Source organism: Paraburkholderia bryophila (genome assembly GCF_013409255.1).
Classification (GTDB): Bacteria; Pseudomonadota; Gammaproteobacteria; order Burkholderiales; family Burkholderiaceae; genus Paraburkholderia.
In genome coordinates, this window is sequence record NZ_JACCAS010000001.1 from 938,324 (window position 1) to 960,656 (window position 22,333).

Here is a 22,333-nt window from a genome sequence, read left to right on the forward strand (position 1 = left end):
TCGATCACCGCGCCGCTCGGACAGGCACTCGGACAAGCGTGAACACGCATTCAGAAAAGCCCAGCGAACACGCATAGGCAATCCTGAACTTGCGCCCCGCTCACCCCATCAAGCCGCCTCTTGCTGCTGCTCCTGCGCGGAAGAGCACGCCACCAGAATGCTGCACGAAATGCGGTCGAGCAGCGGCGTATTGCCGGCGCCCATCCACCATCGCGACAAACCGGTGCGGCAACGGTGGCCGACCACGACGAGATCGACATGCAACTCGTTAGCGAGATTGGCGATCTCGTCGATCGGATGACCGAAGGCGAAATGCCCTTGCGCAGTGACGCCGCGCTCGGTGAGCCAGTCCACGCCTTCCTGCAGAATGTCGCGGGCGGATTTTTCGAAGCTGCCGCACGCCACGTCGGTGAGAAGGCCCGCGCTTTGCGCAATGCTGGAGCGCATATCCACAACGGATAACAAATGCGTTTCCGCTTTCAGATCCAACGCGAGATCGGCGCCGCAACGTAGCGCTTTACGACCTTCGCGCGAGCCGTCGTAGCACAGCAGGATTTTTTGGTAGCTCGCCATGATTTTCTCCCTTCGCGCGGAAAGTGCGCTTTGAATCAATCATGGTGCGCCGCAATTCAGCTTGCAAGGGATGGAAAACGCTAACTGCGCCCTAAACCGGTGCGCACGGCGATGGCGCGGCGATGACACGGCTAGGGCAACGCAATGACACGGCGCCAGGACCTAATGCCGCAGTGCAAGAAAGCCCTTCTGGACGCCCGGGTGCCAGGCATCGTCGGCCAATCGATGTCCTAGAATAGGCAGCCTTCCCGATCATTACGTTCATTCGCATCAGTCGCGCCCTTTCCCGGAGCCTCGTTCGATCCATGTCTGAAGCCGCCATTGAATTCCATCAGGTCAAAAAGCGCTACGGCGACAAGACGGTCGTCGACGGGCTGTCGTTTCATGTGAACGCCGGCGAATGCTTCGGCCTGCTCGGCCCAAATGGCGCGGGCAAGACCACCACGTTGCGCATGCTGCTCGGCATTGCCGCGCCGGATGCCGGCACGATCCGTCTGTGCGGCGAGCCGATTCCCGGCCGCGCGCGCGTGGCGCGGGCGCGGGTCGGCGTGGTGCCGCAATTCGACAATCTCGATCCCGATTTCACCGTGCGCGAAAACCTGCTGGTGTTCGGCCGCTACTTCGGGTTGAGCGCCGCGCAATGCCGTGCGATGGTGCCGTCGCTGCTCGAATTCGCGCGGCTCGAAAGCAAGGCCGACGCCCGCGTGAGCGAACTATCGGGCGGCATGAAGCGGCGCCTCACACTGGCGCGCGCGCTCGTCAACGATCCCGACGTGCTGATCATGGACGAACCCACCACCGGTCTCGACCCTCAGGCACGGCATCTGATCTGGGAGCGGCTGCGCTCGCTGCTCGCGCGCGGCAAGACCATTCTGCTGACCACGCATTTCATGGAAGAAGCCGAGCGGCTCTGCCATCGGCTATGCGTGATCGAAGAAGGCCGCAAGATCGCCGAAGGTGCGCCGAGCGAGTTGATCGCGTCTGAGATCGGCTGCGACGTGATCGAGATTTTCGGCCCCGATCCGGTGGCGTTGCGCGATGAACTCGCGCCGCTGGTCGAGCGCACCGAGATCAGCGGCGAGACGCTGTTCTGCTATGTGAACGACGCGCAACCGGTGCATGCCCGGCTCAAGCAGCGGGCCGATCTGCGCTATCTGCACCGGCCGGCGAATCTGGAAGATGTGTTTCTACGGCTCACCGGCCGCGAAATGCAGGACTGATCGTTGCGAGCGCATTGAGTGCATCAAGCGCTCACGCCTATCGCAAGCATCGCGTGCATCACGCCGGCCACCCGCCACCGCACCTGATCGCCATAACAACGCCCCGAAGGAAATTCCCTCGGGCAAACAGCACGAGACACGCCATGGACGCACGCACCTACGACACCCCCGACCAGGCCCCCAGCGACAAGCCCTCAGCCCAGGAACCCTTCGCCGCGTTCCCCACCAATGCGGTGAACTGGGTTGCGGTATGGCGCCGCAATTTTCTGGTGTGGAAGAAGCTCGCGATCGCGTCGATGTTCGGCAATCTGGCCGATCCGATGATCTATCTGTTCGGTCTCGGCTTCGGGCTCGGGATCATGGTCGGGCATGTCGACGGCGTGTCGTACATCGCGTTCCTCGCGGCCGGCACGGTGGCTTCGAGCGTGATGATGTCGGCGAGTTTCGAGTCGATGTATTCGGGCTTCTCGCGCATGCACGTGCAGCGCACGTGGGAAGCCATCATGCATACGCCGCTGACGCTCGGCGATATCGTGCTGGGTGAAGTGATGTGGGCGGGCAGCAAATCGATGCTGTCGGGTGTGGCGATCATGCTGGTGGCGGGCTCGCTGGGCTATGCGAATTTCCCGTCGATGCTGCTCGCGTTGCCCGTCATCGTACTCACCGGGCTCGCGTTCGCGAGCATCGCGATGATCGTGACGGCGCTCGCGCCGTCGTACGACTTCTTTATGTTTTATCAGACCTTGGTGTTGACGCCGATGATGTTGCTGTCCGGCGTGTTCTTTCCGACTTCGCAATTGCCGGTCGCGGCGCGCGTGGTCACGGGTGTGTTGCCGCTCGCGCACGCCGTCGATCTGATCCGCCCGGCCATGCTGGGCCGGCCGGTCGAGCATGCCGCTCTACACCTGGCGGTGCTGGCCGTTTATACGGTGGGCGGGTTTATCGTTGCGGCGGTGCTGTTCCACCGCAGGATGATGAAATAGGCTTAGGCCTTCGATGCGGCGGATTCGCTTCAGCGCCCATGACTCGCGGTGATAAAAACACCGCTCAGTCTTCGTCGTCCGTCCACGGAATATCCACGTCGGAGATAAACGCGACCGTCGCAAACGGCCCGCCATCCTGACGGCCAATTTTGCCGTCGGCGCGCTGCCATTCGACGCGGAACACCGTGGCCGGATCGTCGGCGATCAGACGCACCGTGCGCACTTCGTCCGGATCGGATTCCTCGACCGGACCGTCGAGCGAAACCTGCAGTTCCTGCGGCCACAGGCCATCGGCCGGATCGTAGATCTTGTCGCCGTCGGGAATCAGCGTGAAGGCTTCCACGCCGATCGTCGCCGAGGCTTCCACGATCATCTTGCCGAGCGCGCGCAGCAGTGCCGTGGCCCGTGCCGAATTCGCCTGACGGATCGCCAGATCCCCGCGCGTCAGCGCCTGCTCAAGTTTTGGGTTTGTTTTTTGTTGCGCCATTCGATGTCCTGAGTCCTATCGCTCTGTTGTGGACAGCGCGCCGTTGCAAGTGCGCGCCGCTCTCCATTTTTCGGGCTGAATCCTACCACCGGCGTCCCCAAAAGGGACGCCCTCCGGACATGCTTTGCTGCATCGCACGCCGTGCGGCGCAGTTCGACAGCCCGCCCCGCCCGCCTCCACCACAGTTTAGGTCGTGATTCGCGTTCCGGCAGGGACATTTGGCTTTCAATTGGCCAGGCAGGACAGCGCAGCAGGCGTACGCGTCCAGCTATCGCGCTGGCCCGACGCGTCGGCAGCGCCGCCGCGTCGAACGCCGACGCTGAACCTTGGCGAGCGCCCATTGTATGGCGCGCGGCTTCGACCGCTAGCCGCCACGCGGGCTCCGTTTTCGCGCTGCCTTCGGCCTGCCGCTCTCCGCCGGCTTCGGGCCACCGATTGCGGCGATCAGATGATCGCGAAACGCCCGCACCGCTGCCGGCAGTTCGCGCCCCGCCATGGTCTGCAACTGGATGCTGCGCTGGCGCAGTTGCGGATGGGTCAGCGGCATCACGACGAAGCCATCGCCGGCATAACGGTCGCGAACCGACAACAGACCCGTGAACATGACCGCGCCGCTCTTCTGCGCATAGCGGTACATCGCGCCGCTGTTGTTGGAGGTGAGATCGGGCTCGAGCAGGATGCCTTCGAGCGCGCAGGTAATGTCGATCAGCTGGCGAATCGTCGTGCCCGGCACAGGCAGCACCAGCGGATAAGACCGCAGGTCGGCGAGCGACAGCTTGGCGCGCGCGGCCAGCGGATGATCCGCGCGCAACAGCGCCAGCACCGGCGCAGGTTCGGTGTGTTCGACCTTGACGCCCTTCTCCGGCGCGAGGCTGAAGGTCAGTGCGAGATCGGCGTCGCCGTCGCGCACGCGGCGAGTGGCCTCGCCCGGCGACATGACCGAAAGCATGAAGTCGATGCCCGGATACTGGCTGCGAAAACTCGCCATCTCGGCGGGCAGGAAATCCGCGGCGAACCCTTCCGAACTCACGATCTTGATCATGCTGCCGTGCAGGCTCTCGAGGCCGCCGATCTCCTTCATCACATGTTCCGCTTCGAGCAAGCTGCGGTGCGCGTAAGCGAGCAACCGCTCGCCGGCCTCGGACAGCGCCATGCCGCGCGGGCGCCGTTCGAACAGCGCGACGCCGAGTTCGCTTTCGAGCCGCGCGATCTGCCGGCTGATCGCCGATATCGCGACGTGCAGCCGTGCGGACGCGTCGCTGATCGAGCCGGTGCGCGCGACTTCGACGAAATAGCGCAATGCGATGCCGTGCAGGGAAAGTGTCATGGGGTGTCTCTCAACCTTTGCCTTTTCGGCAACGCAAGCTTCGAAATACGATCATTGTGACAAAAAAAACGGCCTCCTAGAATCGGTTCGAAGCTGCACATCGCCCCGCATCCGCATTCCGCCCCGCATTGGAGACACACCATGAGCCGCAACGAGGCCATCGAACACGCGACACAGCATTTCGAATCCGGCGCCTTTCTCGAGAACCTCACCCGCCGGGTGGGTTTTCGCACCGAGAGTCAGGAAAGCGATCGCGCCGCGACGCTGCTGTCGTATCTGACCGACGAAATCGCGCCCGAAGCGGAGGGCCTCGGCTTCACGTCGCGCATCGTCGATAACCCGGTCAGCGGCCTCGGCCCCTTCCTGATCGCCGAACGCCACGAAGCGGCCCATCTGCCCACGGTGCTGATCTACGGCCACGGCGACGTGGTGCGCGGCTACGACAGCCAGTGGCGCGCGCCGCTCACGCCGTGGGCCGTGACGATCGAAGGCGAGCGCTGGTACGGCCGCGGCACGGCCGACAACAAAGGCCAGCACAGCATTAACCTTGCCGCGCTGGCGAGCGTGCTGGCCGCGCGCGGCGGCCAGCTCGGCTTCAACGCGAAGCTGTTGATCGAAATGGGCGAGGAAACCGGCTCGCCGGGGCTCGACGCGGTGTGCCGCGAGCACGCGAGCGAGTTCGCCGCCGACGTGCTGATCGCCTCCGACGGTCCGCGTCTCGCCGCGCGCCGCCCGACCGTGTTTCTCGGCTCGCGCGGTTCGGTGAACTTCAAGCTGTCGCTGAATCTGCGCGACGGCGCGCATCACTCGGGCAACTGGGGCGGCCTGCTGCGCAACCCGGCGACGGTGCTGGCCAACGCGCTGGCGAGCCTCGTCGATGCGCGCGGGGTGATCGCCGTCGACGGTTTGCGCCCGCCGCCCATTTCGGAGGCGGTGCGCCGTGCGCTCGCGGACATCACCGTCGGCGGCGGTCCGGGCGACCCCGACGTCGACGACAACTGGGGCGAGCCCGGCCTGAGCGCGCCCGAACGCGTGTTCGGCTGGAACAGCTTCGAAGTGCTCGCCTTCAAGGCGGGCAATCCGGAGAACCCGGTCAATGCGATTCCGTCGTCGGCCTTCGCGCATTGCCAGTTGCGTTTCGTGGTCGGCACCGATTGGCGCAATCTCGAACGGCATCTGCGCGCGCATCTGGATGCGCACGGTTTTTCGCTGGTGCAGATCGACGTCGAGCGCGGCGCGCCGGCCACGCGTCTCGATCCGGACGATCCGTGGGTCACGTGGGCGGTCGCGTCGCTCGAACAGACCACCGGCAAGAAAACCGCCGTGCTGCCGAACCTGGGCGGCACGCTGCCTAACGAAGTCTTTGCCGACACGCTCGGCCTCCCGACCATCTGGGTGCCGCACTCGTACCCGGCCTGCTCGCAGCACGCGCCGAACGAGCATCTGCTTGGCCCCGTGGTGCGCGAAGGTCTGCAGATCATGGCGGGCTTGTTCTGGGATCTCGGCGAGAACTCGCCGCATCAGAAAAGCGCAGCCTGAGGCAGTCCCGACCACCCGCACAACCGCACAAAAAATTCGCGAAGCCCGGGCCAGCGCCAAGTCAGTCCCCGGGCCCGCGCCACTCGCCCCGCCGCATCCGTCACGAGAACACGTTCACGATGATCACGTCCACCTTGCAAGCCAGCGCCGCGCGGCCGTCTGCCGCGAAAGCCCATCGCATCATTCTCGCGGCGTCGATCGGAAACGCGCTCGAATGGTTCGACCTCGTCGTCTACGGCTTCTTCGCGGTAACAATCGCGAAGCTGTTCTTTCCGGCGCGCACCGAAGCGATTTCGCTGATGCTCACGCTCGGCACCTTCGGCATTTCGTATCTGATCCGCCCGCTCGGTGGACTCGTGCTCGGTTCGCTCGCGGATCGCGCCGGACGCAAGGCATCGCTGTTGCTGTCGATCGCGTTGATGATGGTCGGCACATTGACGATCGCCGTGATGCCGCCGTATGCGGCGATTGGTTTATGGGCGCCCGCGGGCATCATGCTGTCGCGCCTCGTGCAGGGATTTTCGGCGGGCGGGGAATTCGGCGCCTCGACCGCGTTTCTGGTCGAACATGCGCCTGAGCGGCGCGGCTTCATGGGGAGCTGGCAGTTCGCGAGTCAAGGTCTTGCCACGCTGCTCGCGTCCGGTTTCGGCGCGCTGCTGACGAGCCAGCTCACCGCAGCGCAACTCGAATCATGGGGCTGGCGCGTGCCGTTTCTATTCGGCCTCGCGATCGGTCCGGTCGGTTTCTATATTCGCCGCTACGTGGATGAAGGCGCGGAGTTCGCGGCCGAGCCGAAAGCCCGCACGCCGCTGCGCGATCTGTTCGGCACGCAGAAGCTGCGTATGTTGCTGGCGATCGGCTCGCTGATCATTTCGACGGCAGCGAACTACATGATCCTGTACATGCCGACCTATGCGATCAAGCAATTGCATCTGCCCGCTTCGACCGGATTCGCGGCGACACTCGCAACCGGCTTCGTGCTGACGATACTGACGCCGTTCGCCGGTCATCTGTCCGATTCGCTCGGGCGCATCCGGATCATGGCGTTCGCCGCCGTGCTGATGCTGCTGACGGTGTATCCGGCCTTTGTGTATATGAACGCGCATCCGTCGTTCGCGACGATGCTGCTCGCGCTGATCTGGATCGGTGTATTGAAGGCGACGTATTTCGGCGCGTTACCCGCGTTGATGTCGGAGATCTTTCCGACGCAGACACGCGCGACCGGTCTCTCGGTCAGCTACAACATCGGTGTCACGGTGTTCGGCGGCTTTGCGCCGTTCGTGATCACGTGGCTGATCGACGCGAGCGGCAATAAGCTCGCGCCGGGGTTTTATCTGATGTTCTGTGCAGCGGCCAGTTTGCTGGCGCTTTATGTGGTGCGGGCGAAGCTGAAGATTCGCTGAGCTTCTTCGAGTTTCACCCGCACCGCCAATGCGTCACCCATGCTTCAGTGACGCTTCAGTAACGCATCACCAACGCTTCAGGGCGCCGGGTTCGGCTGCAATTCATGCAGCGCATCGATTTCCGCGAGGACTTCCGGCGACAGTTTGACGTCGGCGCTGGCGATGTTTTCCTTCAACTGATCGAGCGAGGTCGCGCCGATCAGATTGCTGGTCACGAACGGCCGGCTATTCACGAAGGCCAGCGCGAATTGCGCGGGCGACAGGCCGTGACGTTTCGCCAGCTCCACGTAACGCGTGGTCGCCTGCACGGCCTGCGGCTTGCTGTAGCGCTGGAAACGTTCGAACAGCGAGATGCGCGCGCCGGCCGGCCGCGCGCCGCCCTCGTACTTGCCCGACAGCCAGCCGAACGCGAGCGGCGAATAAGCGAGCAAGCCGACGTTGTCGCGATGCGCGTATTCCGACAGCCCCGCCTCATACGTGCGATTGAGCAGGCTATACGGGTTCTGAATACTGACGATGCGCGGCAAGCCGAGCTTTTCCGCCGCGCGCAGAAACTGCGCAACACCCCACGGCGTTTCATTCGACACACCGATGTGACGCACCTTGCCGGCCTTCACGAATTCGGCGAGCACCGACAGCGTTTCTTCGATCGGCACCGTGTACTCGTCGTCCACCCATGGATACGCGGAGCGGCCGAACGTCATCGTGCTGCGATCCGGCCAGTGCAGTTGATACAGATCGACGTAGTCCGTTTGCAGACGCTTCAGACTGTCGTTCAGCGCCTCGGTGAGGTTCGGCCGGTCGAACTGGTTGCCCGCGCCGCGAATATGGCGCGGGTTATGCGGTTGACGCGCCGGGCCGGCGATCTTGGTGGCGAGCACGATCTTCTCGCGCGCGCTGCGATGCTGCGCGAGCCACGTGCCGATGAAACGCTCCGTCGAGCCTTGCGTTTCAGCGCGCGGCGGCACGGGATACATTTCGGCGGTGTCGATCAGGTTGATGCCGTGATCGAGCGCGTAATCGATCTGTGCGTGCGCTTCCTGTTCGGTGTTCTGCTCGCCCCATGTCATGGTGCCGAGACCGATCAGGCTGACCTGCACATCGGAGTCGCCGAGTCTGCGGTATTCCATTGAACTGTCCTGTTGATTGTGTGAACGGAATCGGCGACGTTACCATGTCGGCGAATAGCCTGCAGCGAGGCTAAAATGCAGGGGCGGCGAACCTTGCTCGCTTGTTACCCGTTATTGCCCGCTCCCCGCTCACCGCGTTTTTTTGCCGACCTTTGCATCATGAACCCCGAACACCTCGAACTGCTGGTCACGCGCGTGATGCCCTACGGGAAATATAAAGGCCGTGTGATTGCGGACCTGCCGGGTCACTATCTAAACTGGTTTGCTAGCCAGGGCTTTCCGCCCGGCGAAATCGGCCGGCTGATCGCGTTGATGCAAGAGATCGATCACAACGGTTTGAAGCCGTTACTCGAGCCTTTACGTAAGCGCTGACATCCTTACCCATTCTTCGCGAAACGCTTGCGTGATACGTGATCGAGTTACGCGTTGAAAGCAGGTTGAAGCACTGCGAAGCCGGATGAAAGTCGTTGCGCAGGCAACGTGCAAGCAATGTAGGCTTGTACAAATTCATACAGACTTTTTCTTGCGCCGCACGCGTGCATGGACTTAAATCGGCATGTGCGCTCGCGCAGTCCTGAATGGTTCGCCGCGTGGTTTGCACCGTGGTTTGAACACTCCTTCGCACGTGTCATTGCCCGCCTCTTCATGTCTGAATTCAGTCTCTCCGCACTGCTGGAATTTATCGGCCACGACCTCTCACCCGTGCGTGCGGTCCTCGCGTTTTTTCTGATCGGCTATCTGGTGGTCGGACTGCCCGTGCATTTCCGCCAGGGCGCCGCGTCGCGCGATATCTGGGGCACCGCCGCCGGCGTGACCATGGCCGCGATTTATGCGGCGTTTATCATCGGTGTGTACCCTGCGTTGCATCATCCGGGCTTGTTGCATTGAAGGTGGACGCGCACGTGCTTGAGCCCTGGCGGCGGCTGCAGCGAGCGCCAGGGCAATGAGCTAGCGGGTTTGATGGTTGCGCGCCGCGTCGACCTGTGAGGGCACGCGGCGTCGGAAGAAGAAAACGCGTTAAGCCGGTAAGCGACCCTGCGCTATATGGGCGAGCAACCGGTCTACTGCCTGTTCGACCGGCAAGCGGTCGGATTCGATCACCACGTCGGGTGCGAGCGGTGCTTCGAAGGGATCGGAAATACCGGTGAAATGCGGGATTTCGCCACGCCGAGCGCGTGCGTAAAGTCCCTTCGCGTCGCGCGCCTCGCAGACGGCCAACGGCGCGTTCACGAAGACTTCGACGAAACCTTCGCCGACAATCTCACGCGCCGCGCGCCGATGCTGATGCTCAGGCGAAATCACCGCGGCAATCGCGACAAAACCCTGCTGCATGAAAAGCGCCGCGACGTGCGCGACGCGGCGCAGGTTTTCGGTGCGGTCCTCGTGCGTGAAGCCGAGATCGGCGTTCAAGCCGCGCCGCAACACGTCGCCGTCGAGCACGATCGACGCCTGTCCCATGTCGTTCAGGCGCTGATGCAACGCGTTGGCCAGGGTCGATTTGCCCGCGCCGGATAACCCCGTCATCCAGATCACCGAACCACGCGATGCGCTCATGCCGGGCGCTCCGGGTGGTCTGCATTTACCGTGCCGGGCGCGACGTTCACGTCGGACTCACCGGCCGCCAGCTCCGGACCCAGACCGTCAAACAACGGCTGCAGCAGCGCCCGCCTCGGCTGCCAGCGCTGCAACGAAGTTTTGTAGATCGGACGACGTACCTGCGTTGCGCTGGCCGTGCTCACCTGACGCGTGGTCTGATGAAACGAGAGGCAGCGCTCGTCCCAGTCGAGCCCGCAATGCGCGAGGATGCGGCGCACATGCCCTTCCAGATCGTCGACCAGCTCTTCGTATTTGACTTCGATCATCACGCCCTCGGGTAGCACGCTTTGCCAATGCTTCATCAACGCATCGTAGGCGCGGTAGTAACGGCCCAGTTCGCCGAGATCGTAACCGAACGGCACGTCATGAAAGACTCGCGAAAAAATCGACAGGCAGGTCTGCAACGGCGAACGGCTGCTATGAATGAATCGCGCGTTCGGCAGTGCCAGATGAATCAGCCCGATGTTGATGAAGTTGAACGGATATTTGTCGACGAAATGCTTGTAGCGCTCGCCGCCCGGCATCGTACTCTGGATTTCCGGCAACGCTTCGTGCATACGCCGCAGATAGTCCGCGCCGAGCGCGTGCAACGGCGCGGCATCGGCGTGCGGCAACCCTTCGATATCGATCCTCAACGGATCGCCTAAGCCTCGGTGGATGCCGCTCACCAGCGCCTCGCCGAATTCCGTGCGCTCGCCGGCGCCGAACACCTTCGGATGACTCGCCAGAATCTGTTCGATCAGCGTGGACCCCGAGCGCGGCATACCGACGATAAAAATCGGCGCCGCCGACGCATCGCCTAACCCGCCTTTGGCCGCCAGCACCTCCGCGCCGAGCAACTGCGGCAAGTGCGAAAACAGGCTCAACGCCTCCGCTTCGACATAACGCACGCCGGGGCGGCGCAGCGCATTGGCCATCAGGAACTGGTCGAACGATTCGTCGTTGCGGCCCATGTCGGACAGCGCCTGACCGTACGCGAAGTGAATCTCCGACTGATTCTCCCGCGTCATCGAATCGGCATGGTTCGCCAGATGCTCCATTGCCGCGAACACCGGATCGTCGACGGCGAGACGCTTGGACTGCACGAAGTTGCGGTAATAGAGCGGCGCCATGGGCGCGGCTTCGATCGCGTGACGATAGGCTTCGTGCGCTTCGTCGAAACGGCCGAGCGCATGCAGACAGTTGCCCAGATTGTTGTGCGAACCGTCGGCCTTCGGATTGAGGCGCACGGCTTCGCGATACGCGTCCAGCGCCGGTTCGAGCCGGTGCATCTGCTCGAAGCACCAGCCGAGGCCGTGATACGTATCCGCGTTGAGCGGATCGAGCGCGATCGCTGCGCGGTACGCCTGCACGGCGTCGGGAAAGCGGTTCAGAACGGCGAGCGTCGCAGCGCGGCGCTCCTGGACGATGGCGTTGGCGGGGTCGAGCGCGCGCGCAGTGTCGAAGCGCTGCAGCGCGCCTTCGAGGTCGCCGCGCGCGGCGCAGGCTTCGCCTTCGGCGCACCATTCGGATGCGGTAGCCGGTTGTGGATCGTGCTTCATTGACGGCTGTTTCTTTCGCAGGCTGCGCATTGAGCGGTCCTGGCAGTGGGCGGATGCGTCCTCGTCGTTCAGCGCGGTGCAGGCGCACATCACGCGCTGAACTCGAGGGGTATTGTCTGATGCGAAATTAACAGGCCCGCCATACAGTTGCGTTTCGAAATTTTAACTAACTGTTACAACCCGAAGTCGCGGTGACGCTTTGCAAGGCCTCTGCAATGCGTGGCGGCTAAGGCGTTGCATCTTTGTCGATGTTTCGTCGACGTGGACAGCGATCGATCAGCCGTAATCTGCGGACACAAATGGCGCTGAACTCCTGAGCCCGCGATTTTTCTGATCCTTATACCAGGAGAAAATCGCCAGGAGAAAATCGTGAGCAGGCTCGTTGCATCGATGGCGCTGTTGGCGGTAACGGCAAGTCTCACCGGTTGCGTGGTCGCGCCGCCCTATGACTACGCGTACGCGCAACCGTATTACCCCAACTATGGTTACGCGTACGGGCCGCCGTATGGACCGGTTTATGGTTCGGTCGGCATCTGGGGCGGCTGGGGCGGTTGTTGTTACTACCGTGGCGGTGGCGGCTATTGGCGTGGCCGCGGAGGGTGGCATGGTGGTGGCTGGCATGGCGGCGGCGGTGGCTATCACGGCGGCGGGTACGGTGGGTCCCACGGCGGAGGGAGTTCGTGGAGCAGCGGCGGGTCGGGGGGACGGGGGCGTTGAGGCGGGGGCGCTATTGTTCGGAGTTGTTCGGCGATGCAGAGGTCAAAACAAGCGGTGTCGAAAATCAACGCCGACTGCCAAAGCAAAAACGGCGTTGTGATTTCTCACAACGCCGCTCGTCAAACTATTTATTACTTGAATTCTTTGGGGTGGCTGATGGGGCTCGAACCCACGACAACAGGAATCACAATCCTTGTGCAGTTTCGTTGCAAAACAACAACATAGAGTGTTTCGGTGGAATTCCCTATGGCGGCAAACCCATGCTGGGCATGGTGGGATTTCCCCATCTTCCAAGGTTTTTGCGGCTCAATGGCCCGGTATATACTGTTCATCCATACAGTATTTTGACCGCGATCATGCGTCACCGCCCGCCCCTGACAGCCGCTGAGCTGGCCGAGATTTACGACCGAGAACCGACCGAGGCGGTGCTGCAGCTTCTTCGGGAAATCCACCGCTTACGCTCGACGATCCGGCGTGCCGATCAGATACGAAAGATGATCGGAAGCGGTGGTCATTCAGCCGTGGCCTCGACCGTGTGGGAATGCTTTGAACGCGAACTTGACGCAGAACCTTGCTTGACCGACCCGCCCACGGCGCGACAGCAGAAAATTCACGATGAGCGAATGAGAATGCTTGATGTGTGGCGAAGGAATGGCCGGAAGGGATAGGTCAAGACGCGCCAGCGAGGCTGGGCTTATTGATGGGACGCAACATGCGGCCCTGCAGGGATGAAGAGACGCCGGGCGCCCGGGCCTGCATATTTCAGCCCGTTATGATCTCGCGAATGATGAAGATCAGACCCATAACCCCGGCCAGAGCCATTGAAGTCTTGGCCGTCTTAAGGGCCTCCTCTAGGATCTTGCTGGAGATAACGGATCCCACCAGGAGCAGGAATGCGGGGACAGTGGCCCCATTCAGGAAGTCGACTACCAAATCGCGCTGCGTGAAGCAGGGGGCGCGCTTGAGCCACCGGCGCTTAACCGGCTTTACGAGCATCGCGCCTAGCCCGCATACAATTGTGCCTATGTCGGCGACACTTCCATCGATCGGGATTAGCACGCGCTTAGACGATGTGCGCAGCCTTCAGCAGGGCGGCGGTAAGAAGGCCGCCGGCCATAGCGCCGCCGATAGCCTGATGTGAACCACCGAAGCCCAGCCAGCCCGCAACAATATTCGCGACGGCGGCGCCGACGATGGCTCCTGCAATAGCGAGTCGAGCAGTTTTGAGAGTCTTCATGGATAGCATCCGTCTTCCCCGGTGTTTTTATTGTGCTGTGATGCAGATGCCGACGTGGTCGGCAAAAAGCGTTACTAACAATTGCCACTATTCTAACGGTTTCACTGACGGTTTGCGCGCGCGCCATGAATTGCGTCGCAAAAATTCGATGCCAGCTACGACCGATGAAAATTAGCCCAAAATTTCCGCTCGCGAATAGAAGATGCTAGTTTCCGCTCAAAATTCAAGCACCTACGGTGATCTGGGGCCGAAAATTTGGAAGTAATTTCCGTTTGCCACCAATTGCAAACAAAGGGTCAATCAAAGTGCGCGCGGGAACAAGGCGGGCGATGCCGCGTCATGACATCGCCCCTAGGTACCACCCTAGGCCGTCGCTGGCCCGCTACCCCAATGCGACCAACCGAACGCGCGCACGCCAGCCCACATCAGGAATGCGCGCCACGCCGGCACGCCGGTCACGAGCGACGCCTCGCGCAAGACGGCGTCAGCCACCTCGCGCGCGACTGGGTGCTCGGTATAGAGCCAGTCATGCAGCGCGGACGCTTCGTGCGCGCTGTCGGCTGTCAACAGGAACGCGACGGGCGTCCGCGGCACCGAGGCGAAGTCTGTCTCGAAGCCTACGGGCACCGTGAATTTCAGCTTCGCCACGGCCGACTGATACACCAGCGGCGACGTCAGGCGCCACGTCCCTCGCCCGCTGTTGGTCGCATCGCTGACAAGCTCAACTTGCAGCTCGGTCAGGAAGGCGCTCACGATGGCGTCGCACCGGACGCGGGCGCCGGCGCAGCGGTCGGCGCACCGAACTGCGCGAGCGCCGCAGACAACGCCACCTGGAACGCCATCAATCCGATCTGCGCACTCGTTTTTGCCGCCGAGTCGATCGGCAGCAAGCCAACCACCTGCACGGCCGCCGGGATCGACGTATTCACGAGGTTCGACACGCTGGTCGGATTGATCGACGCATTCGCAGCACACAGCGCGGCGTTGTCTTTCACGACTTCGCCGAGAATGAGTTGCTGAGCCGGATCGGATACCGTCATTGCCTGGACGGACAGCAGCGTCGGCTGAACGACCGCGCAGGCCTTCGCGACTTGAGTCTGGAAGTCGGTGGCAACCGTCACGGTCTCAGCACAGCCAGCGAAAGCGATGGACAGGACTACGCCTGCCGCAAGCAGCATAAGCTTCTTCATGAATTTTCCTTCGGGGTATTGCCGCGTGCGCGGCGAGACGGTTACTGCTGAGCCGGCGCGACGGCCGTTGCTTGCTTGGCTGACGTACGAGCTGCGACCACGTTGCCAATCGCATGGATGGACGTCACGATGGCACCCGCCACCAGCAACTGAACTTCGGGCGGCATGACACCTTTGCAGCCCGTGGCGACCCATTCAATGAGCGGCACGAGCGAAGCAGCTGTCAGGGTGACACCGCCGGTTACGAGGCTGGATGTTTGGTTCATTGAGGCTCCTATCCTGCGTGGTGGATGACTTCGGCAGCCGAGAACTGATAGCCCTCTTTGCCGTACTTCTGTGCGACCCAAATCGGGAACGGCAACGCATGCATGCCCTCGTCTTTCCCGATGTGGTGCGGCTTGCAAAGCAACATGCCGTTGACGGTCATGTCGTCGACGAACTGAGTCCAGTCGGTGAAGTTGTCCCAGTCGAATGCCTGGATAGCAGAGCCCCACACGCCGGCCTGCGCATCCGCCTTGAATCGATCCCAGTCGATCATCTCGGCGAACGAGCGTTCGATCGGATGGTGATGCGCCTCGAGCGGGTGGCCGCTCTCCTGCGCCGTCGCGTTGCAGATGAAGCAGCGGCCGCCTTCGCGCGCGATCAGCTCCTTGCGCGTGCGCTCGAACAGCGCAGTAGTCTTGCGTGGCTCGTGGCCTGGAATGTTGACGTCGACCGTCAACGTCTCTTTCTCTTCGTGAATCTGGGTAACGTCGGTCATGGCCGTAAACGAGAAAAGCCGCACGAGGCGGCTTGATTTGAATTATTCGCGAGACGAATAAAAGGCAAATATTCGTCTGGCAGTTAAGAGATCCCCAATGCCTTCTTTGCGGCGCCGTAGAGCGCGAGACGCTCGGTGTAGCCGTTCGGCATCGCCTTCGACGTCGCATTGCCGAGATTCACCGCGCGCGACACGCCAAGGAAGTTGCCGTCGACACCAAGCGCGCTCAGCTTCCGGTTGAACCAGTACCAGCCTGCCGACATTGCCGCGTTGCCCGCTTGCTCAAGCAATTCCGGATGGTTCAAAAGATCGAGATCAAGGCTGACCGCAGCGAGCGTGTAATTGCGCCGGCCGGTGATCTGGATCAGGCCGCGACCGCAGAAAAGACGCCCGTCGCCCGGTTGGGTATTGCCTAGTTCGCTCGCCTTGGTCGACGGTGGCTCATACGCCTGCTGCGCCAATGTCGGCCCCCAGATCTCGCGCGTATAGACCAGTCGCGCAGACTCCACGCCCGTCGTTGCCAGAAACGCCGCGACGTCTAGCGGCTCGACGATCCGATACTTGTCGCATGCCGCCTGGATCGGTTGAAGCCACTGTGCCGCGCGCAACTGTGTCGCGCCGCAACCGGCCGCGATGATTGTTGATGTGAGGTTCATGATCAGTCCAAAGTCGGCCACTTGCCGTGCATGAGCGCGCCGATGATGCCGAGCAGCGCGAGAAACGGACTCAGGAAGATCGCGACCTTCCGAAGCAGCCGCGCCATATTCACGAAGAAATTGGCGCTCCGCCGGGTGCCGCTGAAAATCTCGACCAGCACTTTCGTATCGGCTTCGATGCGGGCTGATCGCGCATCGGCCGCCTTGGTCAACTCGGTGTTCTCTTCGATGGAGTCATGGACGCCTTTGAAGCGGCGATCCATCTGGGCCTGCATCTGCACGAATTGTTCATCGACCATTGCGAATCGTTCCTCATTGCTGAGTCTTCGCTCGTTTTGCGCTGGATGGTTCATTGAGCCCCGGGCATAAAAAAAGCCGCTCTAGGCGGCTGTTCGTCGAATCGTCGTCTTGTTACTTGACACGTAGGCCGAATCGGCCTACCTTGCGTATTAGCGGCTGCGCGATCGCGCGGCCCACATCCGATGAGGAAAACCATGGACCGCTTTCGTCTCGCCACTTCTGGCGCTGGAATCACACGTCATGCAATATCACCCTCCATCGCCGGAAGACCTCGCTCGCCTGAAGGACGAATTGGGTCTGAGCAGCGCACAAATGGCCGAGCTGTTCGGCCTGTCTGGCGGCCGGCATTGGCGCAAGTACACGGGTGGAGCGGAGCCCCAGGGAATCAGTCCGCTCCCTCTGTTCTTCGCCGCTGCCCGTCTGGAACTAGACGAGACGACGATAGAACGCGTGCTGCAACGCATGCGCCGAGTCGGAGCCGCGATCGACTTGAGCGGCGGCTCCCTGGCGCTCGATGGAGAGCAGTAGGCGCACTTACGAATACAGGTATCATCTCGCGCTGGCGCACAGCAGAAGCGGGGACATTCATGACGAAGGGGTTGATCGTTTCCGCACTGGGGATGTTTGTAATGGCCTGCAGTGGATGTGGAGGCGGAGGTGGCGGAAGTGCAACCACGACTTCGAATGCACAGAAACAGCCTGTCACGATCGCCATGTACGGCGACTCGACAATGGCTGGCTATACCTATCCGAACGGTCCATGCGGAGCGGCCGGGACCGGCGCGTGCGACCCGTCGACAGCCGTGATCACTCCGGACAACGCGCCATACAACATGGCGGCGTCGCTGGCTGCACAGCTCATACCCGTTACGGTTTCGAATCAGGGAGTCAGCGGCGCCGAGCTGTCCGATCTGATCGCGGGGCGCCATGGCTACGCGCAGTCATGGGCGCAGACGCTTCCCTCGCTTAACGCCAGGATCGCCGTGGCCAATTACGCGATCAACGATCTCGGGCGCGGCGATGAAACGCCGGAACTCTACGGGCAATATCTTGCGGCATGGGTGGACAGCGTGCGAGCAGCGGGCATGATTCCGGTGCTCGAAGAGCCGAACCCAGTTTGTCGCCCAGGCTATGAAAATCTACCCGCCTATGTGGGTCAGATGGATTCGGTCGCGGCGCAAAAAAACGTGCCTCTGATCGACCAGTATTCTTATTTGCTGTCTCTCCCCAACTGGCAGGGAATGCTCAGTGATTGCATGCACCCGAAGCCGGAGATGTATGAAATCAAGGGTAAGCGCGAAGCGCAGATAATCGGCCCGATCGCTGCCTCACTCGGATCATGATGATGACGTGATGAAGCCGAAATTCAGCATTCACCTTGATGGAAGGATCGTTTTTCGACTTGCGACCGTCGGCGCGGTCTTCGTCATGGCTTCGTCGCTGGCTGGCCTGTCGCATCCATCCAATGCTGCGATGGGCCTGTCGGTTGCATGGTCTCTTTTCTGGATGGTGCTTGAGATCGTTTGGTCCGAAGCAGAAGACAACGGCGACGATGACGACGATCTCGCAAGCAGGTGGTAATGCCGTTGCCACTATTCCTGAGGTTCGGCCGCAGCCGGGGGTGCCGTAGGCCAGTCGACAGAGGTCGGCCAAGTCGGCTGTTTTGAAATGTCGCGCAGCGACTGGCGGTAAGAAAGCCATGTCTGATACTGCGCGGTAGAAAGGGACGTGCCCGAACCAGCATCTTGCTGATCTCGATGCCTATTCACGACCCATTCGCATTGAGACATGATCAGGTCTCGTTGCGCCCTAGCAGAAGCAGCTTTGTCATCTGCGGTAGGCTCCGCGGGCGGATAGATCGAAAGGACTCCATCCTTAGAAAACGTAAAGGTATAGCCAGCCGGCCGAGCCATTGCCGATTGCCAATCGGCGTCTGATACTTCAATCAGATCGGCGGGCAACTCAGCGTATTCGACATCTTCGGGATAACCGCTTCCCATGGAAGGAGAGAATTTCATTTTTTCCTCAATACCCTAAGGCAACCCAAACGATGTTGATGCCGCTCGTCCCCACACCGCTCGATGCGAGATAGGCGATCATCCCGACTACTGTCGATGTAGCTGTGCCGAGGCCTATCACGTAGTTCCCGGACGCGGTGCCCGGTATTACGCGAAGGAATCCATTTGGGAATGCGATCGGGAATGTGACGTTGACGTTCCCGCCGGAGCCAGAGACCGCGAGGCCCCATTGAACAATCAAACCGTTCGGCAATTTGGCATAGCCCCCGTTCGCCACAAACGAATTGACGAATTGCCCCAGTTGCACCGCATGTGCCGAAGCCGACGCTGCACCAACGAAGATTGGGGCCGCGTTGGGGCCCGTGCCTAGCGCTGCCCAGTTTGCTTCTTGCGAATAAAGAGAAGGAGTGGTGCCTTGCTCAACCTTGATGCGCCGGAAAACAATACCGAAAGCGGACGAGGTAACGCCGTTCATAACCAACTGCGGGACAACATATGCGGTATTCGTCGGCGTCTGGGCAGTTGTCGAATAGCGGGTGAGTGAGGAGTTGGGAACGGATAACGTTCCGATATTGGAAATATAGCTACCGCCCGAGGTGTACGCCGCGAGAGAAATCTGCACGGTACCCGACGCGCCATTCGAAACGTCCATCGACAGACAGACATTCTGGCCGGCTCCGATCGGCACTTGTTGGCAGGCAACTGCGAACGTATAGGCGGCCAAAGCCCCAGAGTTCGAAAAGAAACTGCCGATCTCACCACTCGTGTCAACGAACTGGGAAAAAGAACCCAGGGTCCAACCAGTGGCCCCGAATTCACCCGAGCTATTGAATAGCAGGTTCGGGTTGTTGGTGCCGTTGATTTTGCCTGATGCATAGAGCGCCGGCACTTGCTGCGTACCGCCCGCGCACTCCATCAGAACGCAGATCGGATTTCCGCTATTCACGCCTGCGATGGTCGCGTGCATGAGGATAGCGGTACCGTTGAGAAGCAGCTCGCTCCCTTGCAACGGCTGCAGGCCGAGGCCATAGATCGGGATTGCGGTCAGGCCGTCAGGCGCATACGTCGACGCTCCGGTGTTCGTGTGTGCGATCTTGACCGCTTGCACGACACCGTCGACCCATGTGCCGGCGATGAGCGGCGTCGCATTGGATGCGGTGTACGCATTGACGGTACCCGTGTCCGCGAGCACGAGCGTGTTCTGGCCAATGCGCTTGATCGCGGCAAGCACCTGGTTGTAGGTCGTCTTGCTCAACGTCAGGCCTGCGCTGGTGACGATGTTCGCCAGCTCCATCATGAGCATATTCATGAAGTCGGCATCGAGAATCGTCGCAGCTACGCCAGTTGCCGGATTTCCGTTCGTGAAGAAACCTTGCGTGCCGGCGGCCGCGGGCGTGGGCAACGATGCTGCGGCTGTCGCCTGATCGGTTTGGTACATGCCTGTCCCTTAGTGATATGCGAAGTTCAAATAGGTGTGTGCGGGCTTGATTTCCGTGAGCTCGCACTGCAAGACGGCATTGCCCCAACTCGCCAGCGCCTGGCCGACGTACGAGGTGCCAATGTTGAAATACGTCACGGTGTTAAGCGGGGAATTGATCTGCCAAGTAAAAGCCCAGTCCTGGGTGCCCAGTTGACTACCCATGCGCTGCTGACCAATTCGGAACGGCGTGAACTCGGTAACGGTCACCGTGTAGCCCAACGTCTTGGCATAGCCGATGAAATACGGAACTGACTGGCCTCCGCTATTCGTGAGGCGCGCAACAACCTGCTGCTGCCGACCCTGAAGCGTCGGTGATGGGCCGGCGCATGGATCTGGCAAACCGAGCGACGCCTCCCACTGAGGCAGAAGCTCAACCGACGTCAGCGGAAATGCATCGACGAGAAGCGCGTTGTTTGCTGCGGTATGCCGCGCCCACGTCGGAGCGAGGCCGGCGACGACCTGAGCCTGTACGGCCGTCGGATCGCGCGGCCACACCAAGCCCCTAGGCATGCATGCCTGAAGCGCCGTGGTGAAGTCGGACGCCTGATAGTTAGGCGCTGTCATTTACGGATTCCAGGTAATCGTGCCGAGTACGGGGAGCTGCCCTGTCGTTCCGACGATGTTTCCGGTCGGCGCCGCTATAACGAAGCCTTGCGTACCGGAAATGGCCGCGATTGCCGATTCGATATAGGACAGATAGATCGTTCCGTTCTGCCCTGCTGTCGTGCTCAACGGTGAGCCATAAAGCACAAAAATCCCGGAGATTGCAGATTGGATTGCGGCCTTCGTCGCAGCCGAGAAGCTGGCTGTTCCGCTGATCGTGAAATTCACAACTTGCTGCATCGGCGCAACTGACCACACCAGCGCCGTTGCAGGCCGAAGTGGATAGATCCAGTTCGCCACCGTCAACAGATCCAATGTCGCCGTCGGCGTGCCGCGCGTCTCGAGCGTCGCAACGCCATTGACGCCTTGCGGGAATCCGCCGTTCAGCGCTTCAGTCACGTCGAACATCGTGTACACGACGACCGTTCCCGCGCCGAAACCGTTCGCGTTGCACCACGCGCGCGTCACGCCATTGACCTCACTCGCCCAGGTGATGTAGTCCTTCACTGCTCCGCCCTGAGGCGGGTTCTGGTACGCGAACAGCATTCGCGGACGGAGGCTCGCATCAATTTCGACGTCGGCGCCGCCGGTGAAGGCGGTCGTGACAGAGCCCGTCGACGAAATGCCCGCAATCGCGGTGCCGAGATTCATCACCGTGCCGACGGCGCAGTTGCCAAACGCGCCAGTCAGCCCCGTTGGGTCCGCGTTCGCCACTGCGTTGACCGTCACAGAATTGCCAACCACCACGCCAAGCGACGTGGTCGTGAATGCAACACCGTCGCCGCGCGTCAATGGCGAGCCGATCGGAATCGACGCCGTGCTCGACGATGCGGGGAACGTCACCTGACCCGGAGTCACCGAACCGGCCTGCGTGGCCGCTTCGCGATAGATGCCCTTCAGCGCCGCCCATGCCTCGAGGAACTCTTCCGTCGCCGTGAATGGGTTCGATTGCAGCGAAACCCAGTCGGTGTAGCCGTACTGCAGATTCGCGAGGCCGGCGAGCGCGGTGCCGAGAACCTTAAGCGCGGAGAATCGTAGGAGCGGATCTGATCCGTTCGGGCTCGCCTGAATGTCGGCGGCCACCTGCGCGCGTAGCTGCGTGAGTGTTGGTCGTGCGAAAGGCATATCAGTTAATCCCCGCCCATGCCCAGGTGTAAAGGCCAGTAGTCAGCAACGTGCCGTTCTGTTTGTATGCAGCGATCTGAGCGCCCAGCGTCGACTGGCGCGGCCACGAGCATGCGATGTCGAAGCGTGCTACCACGCCGTCATCGACAAGCCACTGAAGTGCTTCCGCGAGGTAGTCATAGGCTTTTTGAAGCGTTTCCTGCGTTTGCTTCGCGCGCCGCAAGAGCCAGATTCGTGAACCAATTGGCACGTCGTCGTCGGCCCACCAACCGCGCGGATCATTAGTGCCATCCGGGATCACATCGCCCGGCTGTGCCATGCGATCGGTGAAGATGCTGATGAGGATTGCGGTCTGGAGGTCGTTACCCGTCGCCAGCACGGGCCCCGACATCGTGAAATCGCCGCGGTTGTTCGCGGTATCCCAGGAAATCGTGATGTCAGCCATTTC

29 protein-coding genes are annotated in these 22,333 nt (G+C 61.6%); 11 read left to right on the top strand and 18 right to left on the bottom strand.

The features are described from left to right. Positions 1-108 precede the first annotated feature (108 nt). Complete coding sequence (locus GGD40_RS04065; protein WP_179742849.1) at positions 109-573, bottom strand: universal stress protein; 465 nt, start codon at positions 571-573, stop codon at positions 109-111. A gap of 305 nt (positions 574-878) precedes the next feature. On the opposite strand from GGD40_RS04065, the gene nodI reads away from it, so the two are divergent. Together nodI and GGD40_RS04075 are read left to right on the top strand one after the other, a co-directional pair. Continuing rightward, entirely contained in the window at positions 879-1,793 is a 915-nt protein-coding gene (gene nodI, locus GGD40_RS04070; protein WP_179705126.1) for a nodulation factor ABC transporter ATP-binding protein NodI, read from the top strand. Positions 1,794-1,936: 143 nt separating this feature from the next. Next, on the top strand, positions 1,937-2,776 hold the full coding sequence (locus tag GGD40_RS04075; protein ID WP_179742850.1) for an ABC transporter permease: 840 nt from the start codon (positions 1,937-1,939) through the stop codon (positions 2,774-2,776). Between the two features lie 64 nt (positions 2,777-2,840). Here GGD40_RS04075 and GGD40_RS04080 read toward each other — a convergent pair whose 3' ends face one another. Next, positions 2,841-3,263: a hypothetical protein gene (locus GGD40_RS04080; protein WP_035550606.1), complete on the bottom strand. Its 423-nt coding sequence runs from the start codon at positions 3,261-3,263 to the stop codon at positions 2,841-2,843. Positions 3,264-3,627: 364 nt separating this feature from the next. Further along, complete coding sequence (locus tag GGD40_RS04085; RefSeq protein WP_179742851.1) at positions 3,628-4,590, bottom strand: LysR family transcriptional regulator; 963 nt, start codon at positions 4,588-4,590, stop codon at positions 3,628-3,630. Between the two features lie 141 nt (positions 4,591-4,731). Here GGD40_RS04085 and GGD40_RS04090 point away from each other — a divergent pair, with 141 nt between their 5' ends. Together GGD40_RS04090 and GGD40_RS04095 are read left to right on the top strand one after the other, a co-directional pair. Beyond that, positions 4,732-6,129, top strand: coding sequence for a M20 family metallopeptidase (locus GGD40_RS04090; protein ID WP_179742852.1), 1,398 nt, complete (start codon positions 4,732-4,734; stop codon positions 6,127-6,129). A 119-nt stretch (positions 6,130-6,248) separates the two neighbouring features. After that, on the top strand, positions 6,249-7,532 hold the full coding sequence (locus GGD40_RS04095) for an MFS transporter (protein ID WP_179705134.1): 1,284 nt from the start codon (positions 6,249-6,251) through the stop codon (positions 7,530-7,532). A 77-nt stretch (positions 7,533-7,609) separates the two neighbouring features. Here the strand turns inward: GGD40_RS04095 and GGD40_RS04100 are convergent, their stop codons facing one another. After that, positions 7,610-8,662, bottom strand: coding sequence for an NADP(H)-dependent aldo-keto reductase (locus GGD40_RS04100; protein WP_179705136.1), 1,053 nt, complete (start codon positions 8,660-8,662; stop codon positions 7,610-7,612). Between the two features lie 159 nt (positions 8,663-8,821). Here GGD40_RS04100 and GGD40_RS04105 point away from each other — a divergent pair, with 159 nt between their 5' ends. Further along, entirely contained in the window at positions 8,822-9,034 is a 213-nt protein-coding gene (locus GGD40_RS04105) for a DUF3820 family protein (protein ID WP_035550621.1), read from the top strand. A 273-nt stretch (positions 9,035-9,307) separates the two neighbouring features. Next, on the top strand, positions 9,308-9,550 hold the full coding sequence (locus tag GGD40_RS04110; RefSeq protein ID WP_035550623.1) for a hypothetical protein: 243 nt from the start codon (positions 9,308-9,310) through the stop codon (positions 9,548-9,550). Positions 9,551-9,679: 129 nt separating this feature from the next. On the opposite strand, the gene cysC is transcribed toward GGD40_RS04110, so the two are convergent. Continuing rightward, positions 9,680-10,216 (bottom strand): adenylyl-sulfate kinase, encoded by a 537-nt coding sequence (cysC, locus tag GGD40_RS04115; protein WP_179742853.1) that lies wholly within the window; start codon positions 10,214-10,216, stop codon positions 9,680-9,682. After that, a complete protein-coding gene (locus GGD40_RS04120; RefSeq protein WP_179742854.1) occupies positions 10,213-11,799 on the bottom strand; it encodes a tetratricopeptide repeat-containing sulfotransferase family protein in 1,587 nt (528 codons plus the stop codon). The genes cysC and GGD40_RS04120 overlap by 4 nt, the downstream gene beginning before the upstream one ends. 369 nt (positions 11,800-12,168) lie before the next feature. Between GGD40_RS04120 and GGD40_RS04125 the strand changes: the two genes are divergently transcribed. Both GGD40_RS04125 and GGD40_RS04130 read left to right on the top strand, forming a co-directional pair. After that, positions 12,169-12,516, top strand: coding sequence for a hypothetical protein (locus GGD40_RS04125; RefSeq protein ID WP_179705142.1), 348 nt, complete (start codon positions 12,169-12,171; stop codon positions 12,514-12,516). Next, positions 12,480-13,184 (top strand): hypothetical protein, encoded by a 705-nt coding sequence (locus GGD40_RS04130; protein ID WP_179742855.1) that lies wholly within the window; start codon positions 12,480-12,482, stop codon positions 13,182-13,184. The genes GGD40_RS04125 and GGD40_RS04130 overlap by 37 nt, the downstream gene beginning before the upstream one ends. A gap of 395 nt (positions 13,185-13,579) precedes the next feature. On the opposite strand, the gene GGD40_RS04135 is transcribed toward GGD40_RS04130, so the two are convergent. From GGD40_RS04135 to GGD40_RS04165, 7 genes are all read right to left on the bottom strand, one after another. After that, positions 13,580-13,753, bottom strand: a complete 174-nt coding sequence (locus tag GGD40_RS04135) for a hypothetical protein (RefSeq protein ID WP_179742856.1) — start codon at positions 13,751-13,753, stop codon at positions 13,580-13,582. A gap of 363 nt (positions 13,754-14,116) precedes the next feature. Continuing rightward, positions 14,117-14,506 carry a DUF1353 domain-containing protein gene (locus GGD40_RS04140; RefSeq protein ID WP_179742857.1) on the bottom strand — a complete coding sequence of 130 codons (390 nt, stop codon included), beginning with the start codon at positions 14,504-14,506 and terminating at the stop codon, positions 14,117-14,119. Next, complete coding sequence (locus tag GGD40_RS04145; protein ID WP_179742858.1) at positions 14,503-14,943, bottom strand: hypothetical protein; 441 nt, start codon at positions 14,941-14,943, stop codon at positions 14,503-14,505. Before GGD40_RS04145 ends, GGD40_RS04140 begins: the two co-directional genes overlap by 4 nt. Before the next feature lie 41 nt (positions 14,944-14,984). Continuing rightward, on the bottom strand, positions 14,985-15,209 hold the full coding sequence (locus tag GGD40_RS04150; protein ID WP_179742859.1) for a hypothetical protein: 225 nt from the start codon (positions 15,207-15,209) through the stop codon (positions 14,985-14,987). An 8-nt stretch (positions 15,210-15,217) separates the two neighbouring features. Next, the gene (locus tag GGD40_RS04155) at positions 15,218-15,703 is read right to left on the bottom strand and encodes a hypothetical protein (RefSeq protein ID WP_179742860.1); all 486 of its coding nucleotides are present in this window, start codon (positions 15,701-15,703) and stop codon (positions 15,218-15,220) included. 83 nt (positions 15,704-15,786) lie between these two features. Further along, on the bottom strand, positions 15,787-16,359 hold the full coding sequence (locus GGD40_RS04160; protein WP_179742861.1) for a glycoside hydrolase family 19 protein: 573 nt from the start codon (positions 16,357-16,359) through the stop codon (positions 15,787-15,789). A 2-nt stretch (positions 16,360-16,361) separates the two neighbouring features. Beyond that, the gene (locus tag GGD40_RS04165) at positions 16,362-16,712 is read right to left on the bottom strand and encodes a hypothetical protein (protein WP_179742862.1); all 351 of its coding nucleotides are present in this window, start codon (positions 16,710-16,712) and stop codon (positions 16,362-16,364) included. 187 nt (positions 16,713-16,899) lie between these two features. Here GGD40_RS04165 and GGD40_RS04170 point away from each other — a divergent pair, with 187 nt between their 5' ends. The 3 genes from GGD40_RS04170 (at position 16,900) to GGD40_RS04180 (ending at position 18,240) form a co-directional block, all read left to right on the top strand. Next, positions 16,900-17,187: an XRE family transcriptional regulator gene (locus GGD40_RS04170; RefSeq protein WP_179742863.1), complete on the top strand. Its 288-nt coding sequence runs from the start codon at positions 16,900-16,902 to the stop codon at positions 17,185-17,187. Positions 17,188-17,372: 185 nt separating this feature from the next. Continuing rightward, the gene (locus tag GGD40_RS04175; protein WP_257030475.1) at positions 17,373-18,002 is read left to right on the top strand and encodes an SGNH/GDSL hydrolase family protein; all 630 of its coding nucleotides are present in this window, start codon (positions 17,373-17,375) and stop codon (positions 18,000-18,002) included. A gap of 10 nt (positions 18,003-18,012) precedes the next feature. Next, positions 18,013-18,240, top strand: coding sequence for a hypothetical protein (locus GGD40_RS04180; RefSeq protein WP_179742865.1), 228 nt, complete (start codon positions 18,013-18,015; stop codon positions 18,238-18,240). 11 nt (positions 18,241-18,251) lie between these two features. Here the strand turns inward: GGD40_RS04180 and GGD40_RS04185 are convergent, their stop codons facing one another. From GGD40_RS04185 to GGD40_RS04205, 5 genes are read right to left on the bottom strand one after another with little or no spacing between them, the layout of a single operon-like run. Further along, positions 18,252-18,677, bottom strand: a complete 426-nt coding sequence (locus tag GGD40_RS04185; protein WP_179742866.1) for a phage tail assembly chaperone — start codon at positions 18,675-18,677, stop codon at positions 18,252-18,254. Between the two features lie 7 nt (positions 18,678-18,684). After that, positions 18,685-20,115, bottom strand: a complete 1,431-nt coding sequence (locus GGD40_RS04190; protein ID WP_179742867.1) for a gp53-like domain-containing protein — start codon at positions 20,113-20,115, stop codon at positions 18,685-18,687. A gap of 9 nt (positions 20,116-20,124) precedes the next feature. Next, positions 20,125-20,721 carry a YmfQ family protein gene (locus tag GGD40_RS04195; protein WP_179742868.1) on the bottom strand — a complete coding sequence of 199 codons (597 nt, stop codon included), beginning with the start codon at positions 20,719-20,721 and terminating at the stop codon, positions 20,125-20,127. Beyond that, the gene (locus tag GGD40_RS04200; protein WP_179742869.1) at positions 20,722-21,885 is read right to left on the bottom strand and encodes a baseplate J/gp47 family protein; all 1,164 of its coding nucleotides are present in this window, start codon (positions 21,883-21,885) and stop codon (positions 20,722-20,724) included. It lies immediately after the preceding gene. Position 21,886: 1 nt separating this feature from the next. After that, on the bottom strand, positions 21,887-22,330 hold the full coding sequence (locus GGD40_RS04205; protein WP_179742870.1) for a phage GP46 family protein: 444 nt from the start codon (positions 22,328-22,330) through the stop codon (positions 21,887-21,889). Positions 22,331-22,333 lie beyond the last annotated feature (3 nt).

Coding starts and splice junctions, on each gene's coding strand:
- GGD40_RS04105 (WP_035550621.1), top strand. CDS start 8,822: ATGAACCCCGAACACCTCGAACTGCTGGTCACGCGCGTGATGCCCTAC.
- GGD40_RS04120 (WP_179742854.1), bottom strand. CDS start 11,799: ATGAAGCACGATCCACAACCGGCTACCGCATCCGAATGGTGCGCCGAA.
- GGD40_RS04175 (WP_257030475.1), top strand. CDS start 17,373: ATGTACGGCGACTCGACAATGGCTGGCTATACCTATCCGAACGGTCCA.
- GGD40_RS04085 (WP_179742851.1), bottom strand. CDS start 4,590: ATGACACTTTCCCTGCACGGCATCGCATTGCGCTATTTCGTCGAAGTC.
- GGD40_RS04165 (WP_179742862.1), bottom strand. CDS start 16,712: ATGAACCATCCAGCGCAAAACGAGCGAAGACTCAGCAATGAGGAACGA.
- cysC (WP_179742853.1), bottom strand. CDS start 10,216: ATGAGCGCATCGCGTGGTTCGGTGATCTGGATGACGGGGTTATCCGGC.
- GGD40_RS04145 (WP_179742858.1), bottom strand. CDS start 14,943: ATGAAGAAGCTTATGCTGCTTGCGGCAGGCGTAGTCCTGTCCATCGCT.
- GGD40_RS04180 (WP_179742865.1), top strand. CDS start 18,013: ATGAAGCCGAAATTCAGCATTCACCTTGATGGAAGGATCGTTTTTCGA.
- GGD40_RS04155 (WP_179742860.1), bottom strand. CDS start 15,703: ATGACCGACGTTACCCAGATTCACGAAGAGAAAGAGACGTTGACGGTC.
- GGD40_RS04185 (WP_179742866.1), bottom strand. CDS start 18,677: ATGAAATTCTCTCCTTCCATGGGAAGCGGTTATCCCGAAGATGTCGAA.
- GGD40_RS04150 (WP_179742859.1), bottom strand. CDS start 15,209: ATGAACCAAACATCCAGCCTCGTAACCGGCGGTGTCACCCTGACAGCT.
- GGD40_RS04170 (WP_179742863.1), top strand. CDS start 16,900: ATGCAATATCACCCTCCATCGCCGGAAGACCTCGCTCGCCTGAAGGAC.
- GGD40_RS04205 (WP_179742870.1), bottom strand. CDS start 22,330: ATGGCTGACATCACGATTTCCTGGGATACCGCGAACAACCGCGGCGAT.
- GGD40_RS04075 (WP_179742850.1), top strand. CDS start 1,937: ATGGACGCACGCACCTACGACACCCCCGACCAGGCCCCCAGCGACAAG.
- GGD40_RS04160 (WP_179742861.1), bottom strand. CDS start 16,359: ATGAACCTCACATCAACAATCATCGCGGCCGGTTGCGGCGCGACACAG.
- GGD40_RS04095 (WP_179705134.1), top strand. CDS start 6,249: ATGATCACGTCCACCTTGCAAGCCAGCGCCGCGCGGCCGTCTGCCGCG.
- GGD40_RS04195 (WP_179742868.1), bottom strand. CDS start 20,721: ATGACAGCGCCTAACTATCAGGCGTCCGACTTCACCACGGCGCTTCAG.
- GGD40_RS04090 (WP_179742852.1), top strand. CDS start 4,732: ATGAGCCGCAACGAGGCCATCGAACACGCGACACAGCATTTCGAATCC.
- GGD40_RS04135 (WP_179742856.1), bottom strand. CDS start 13,753: ATGAAGACTCTCAAAACTGCTCGACTCGCTATTGCAGGAGCCATCGTC.
- nodI (WP_179705126.1), top strand. CDS start 879: ATGTCTGAAGCCGCCATTGAATTCCATCAGGTCAAAAAGCGCTACGGC.
- GGD40_RS04110 (WP_035550623.1), top strand. CDS start 9,308: ATGTCTGAATTCAGTCTCTCCGCACTGCTGGAATTTATCGGCCACGAC.
- GGD40_RS04190 (WP_179742867.1), bottom strand. CDS start 20,115: ATGTACCAAACCGATCAGGCGACAGCCGCAGCATCGTTGCCCACGCCC.
- GGD40_RS04080 (WP_035550606.1), bottom strand. CDS start 3,263: ATGGCGCAACAAAAAACAAACCCAAAACTTGAGCAGGCGCTGACGCGC.
- GGD40_RS04200 (WP_179742869.1), bottom strand. CDS start 21,885: ATGCCTTTCGCACGACCAACACTCACGCAGCTACGCGCGCAGGTGGCC.
- GGD40_RS04100 (WP_179705136.1), bottom strand. CDS start 8,662: ATGGAATACCGCAGACTCGGCGACTCCGATGTGCAGGTCAGCCTGATC.
- GGD40_RS04065 (WP_179742849.1), bottom strand. CDS start 573: ATGGCGAGCTACCAAAAAATCCTGCTGTGCTACGACGGCTCGCGCGAA.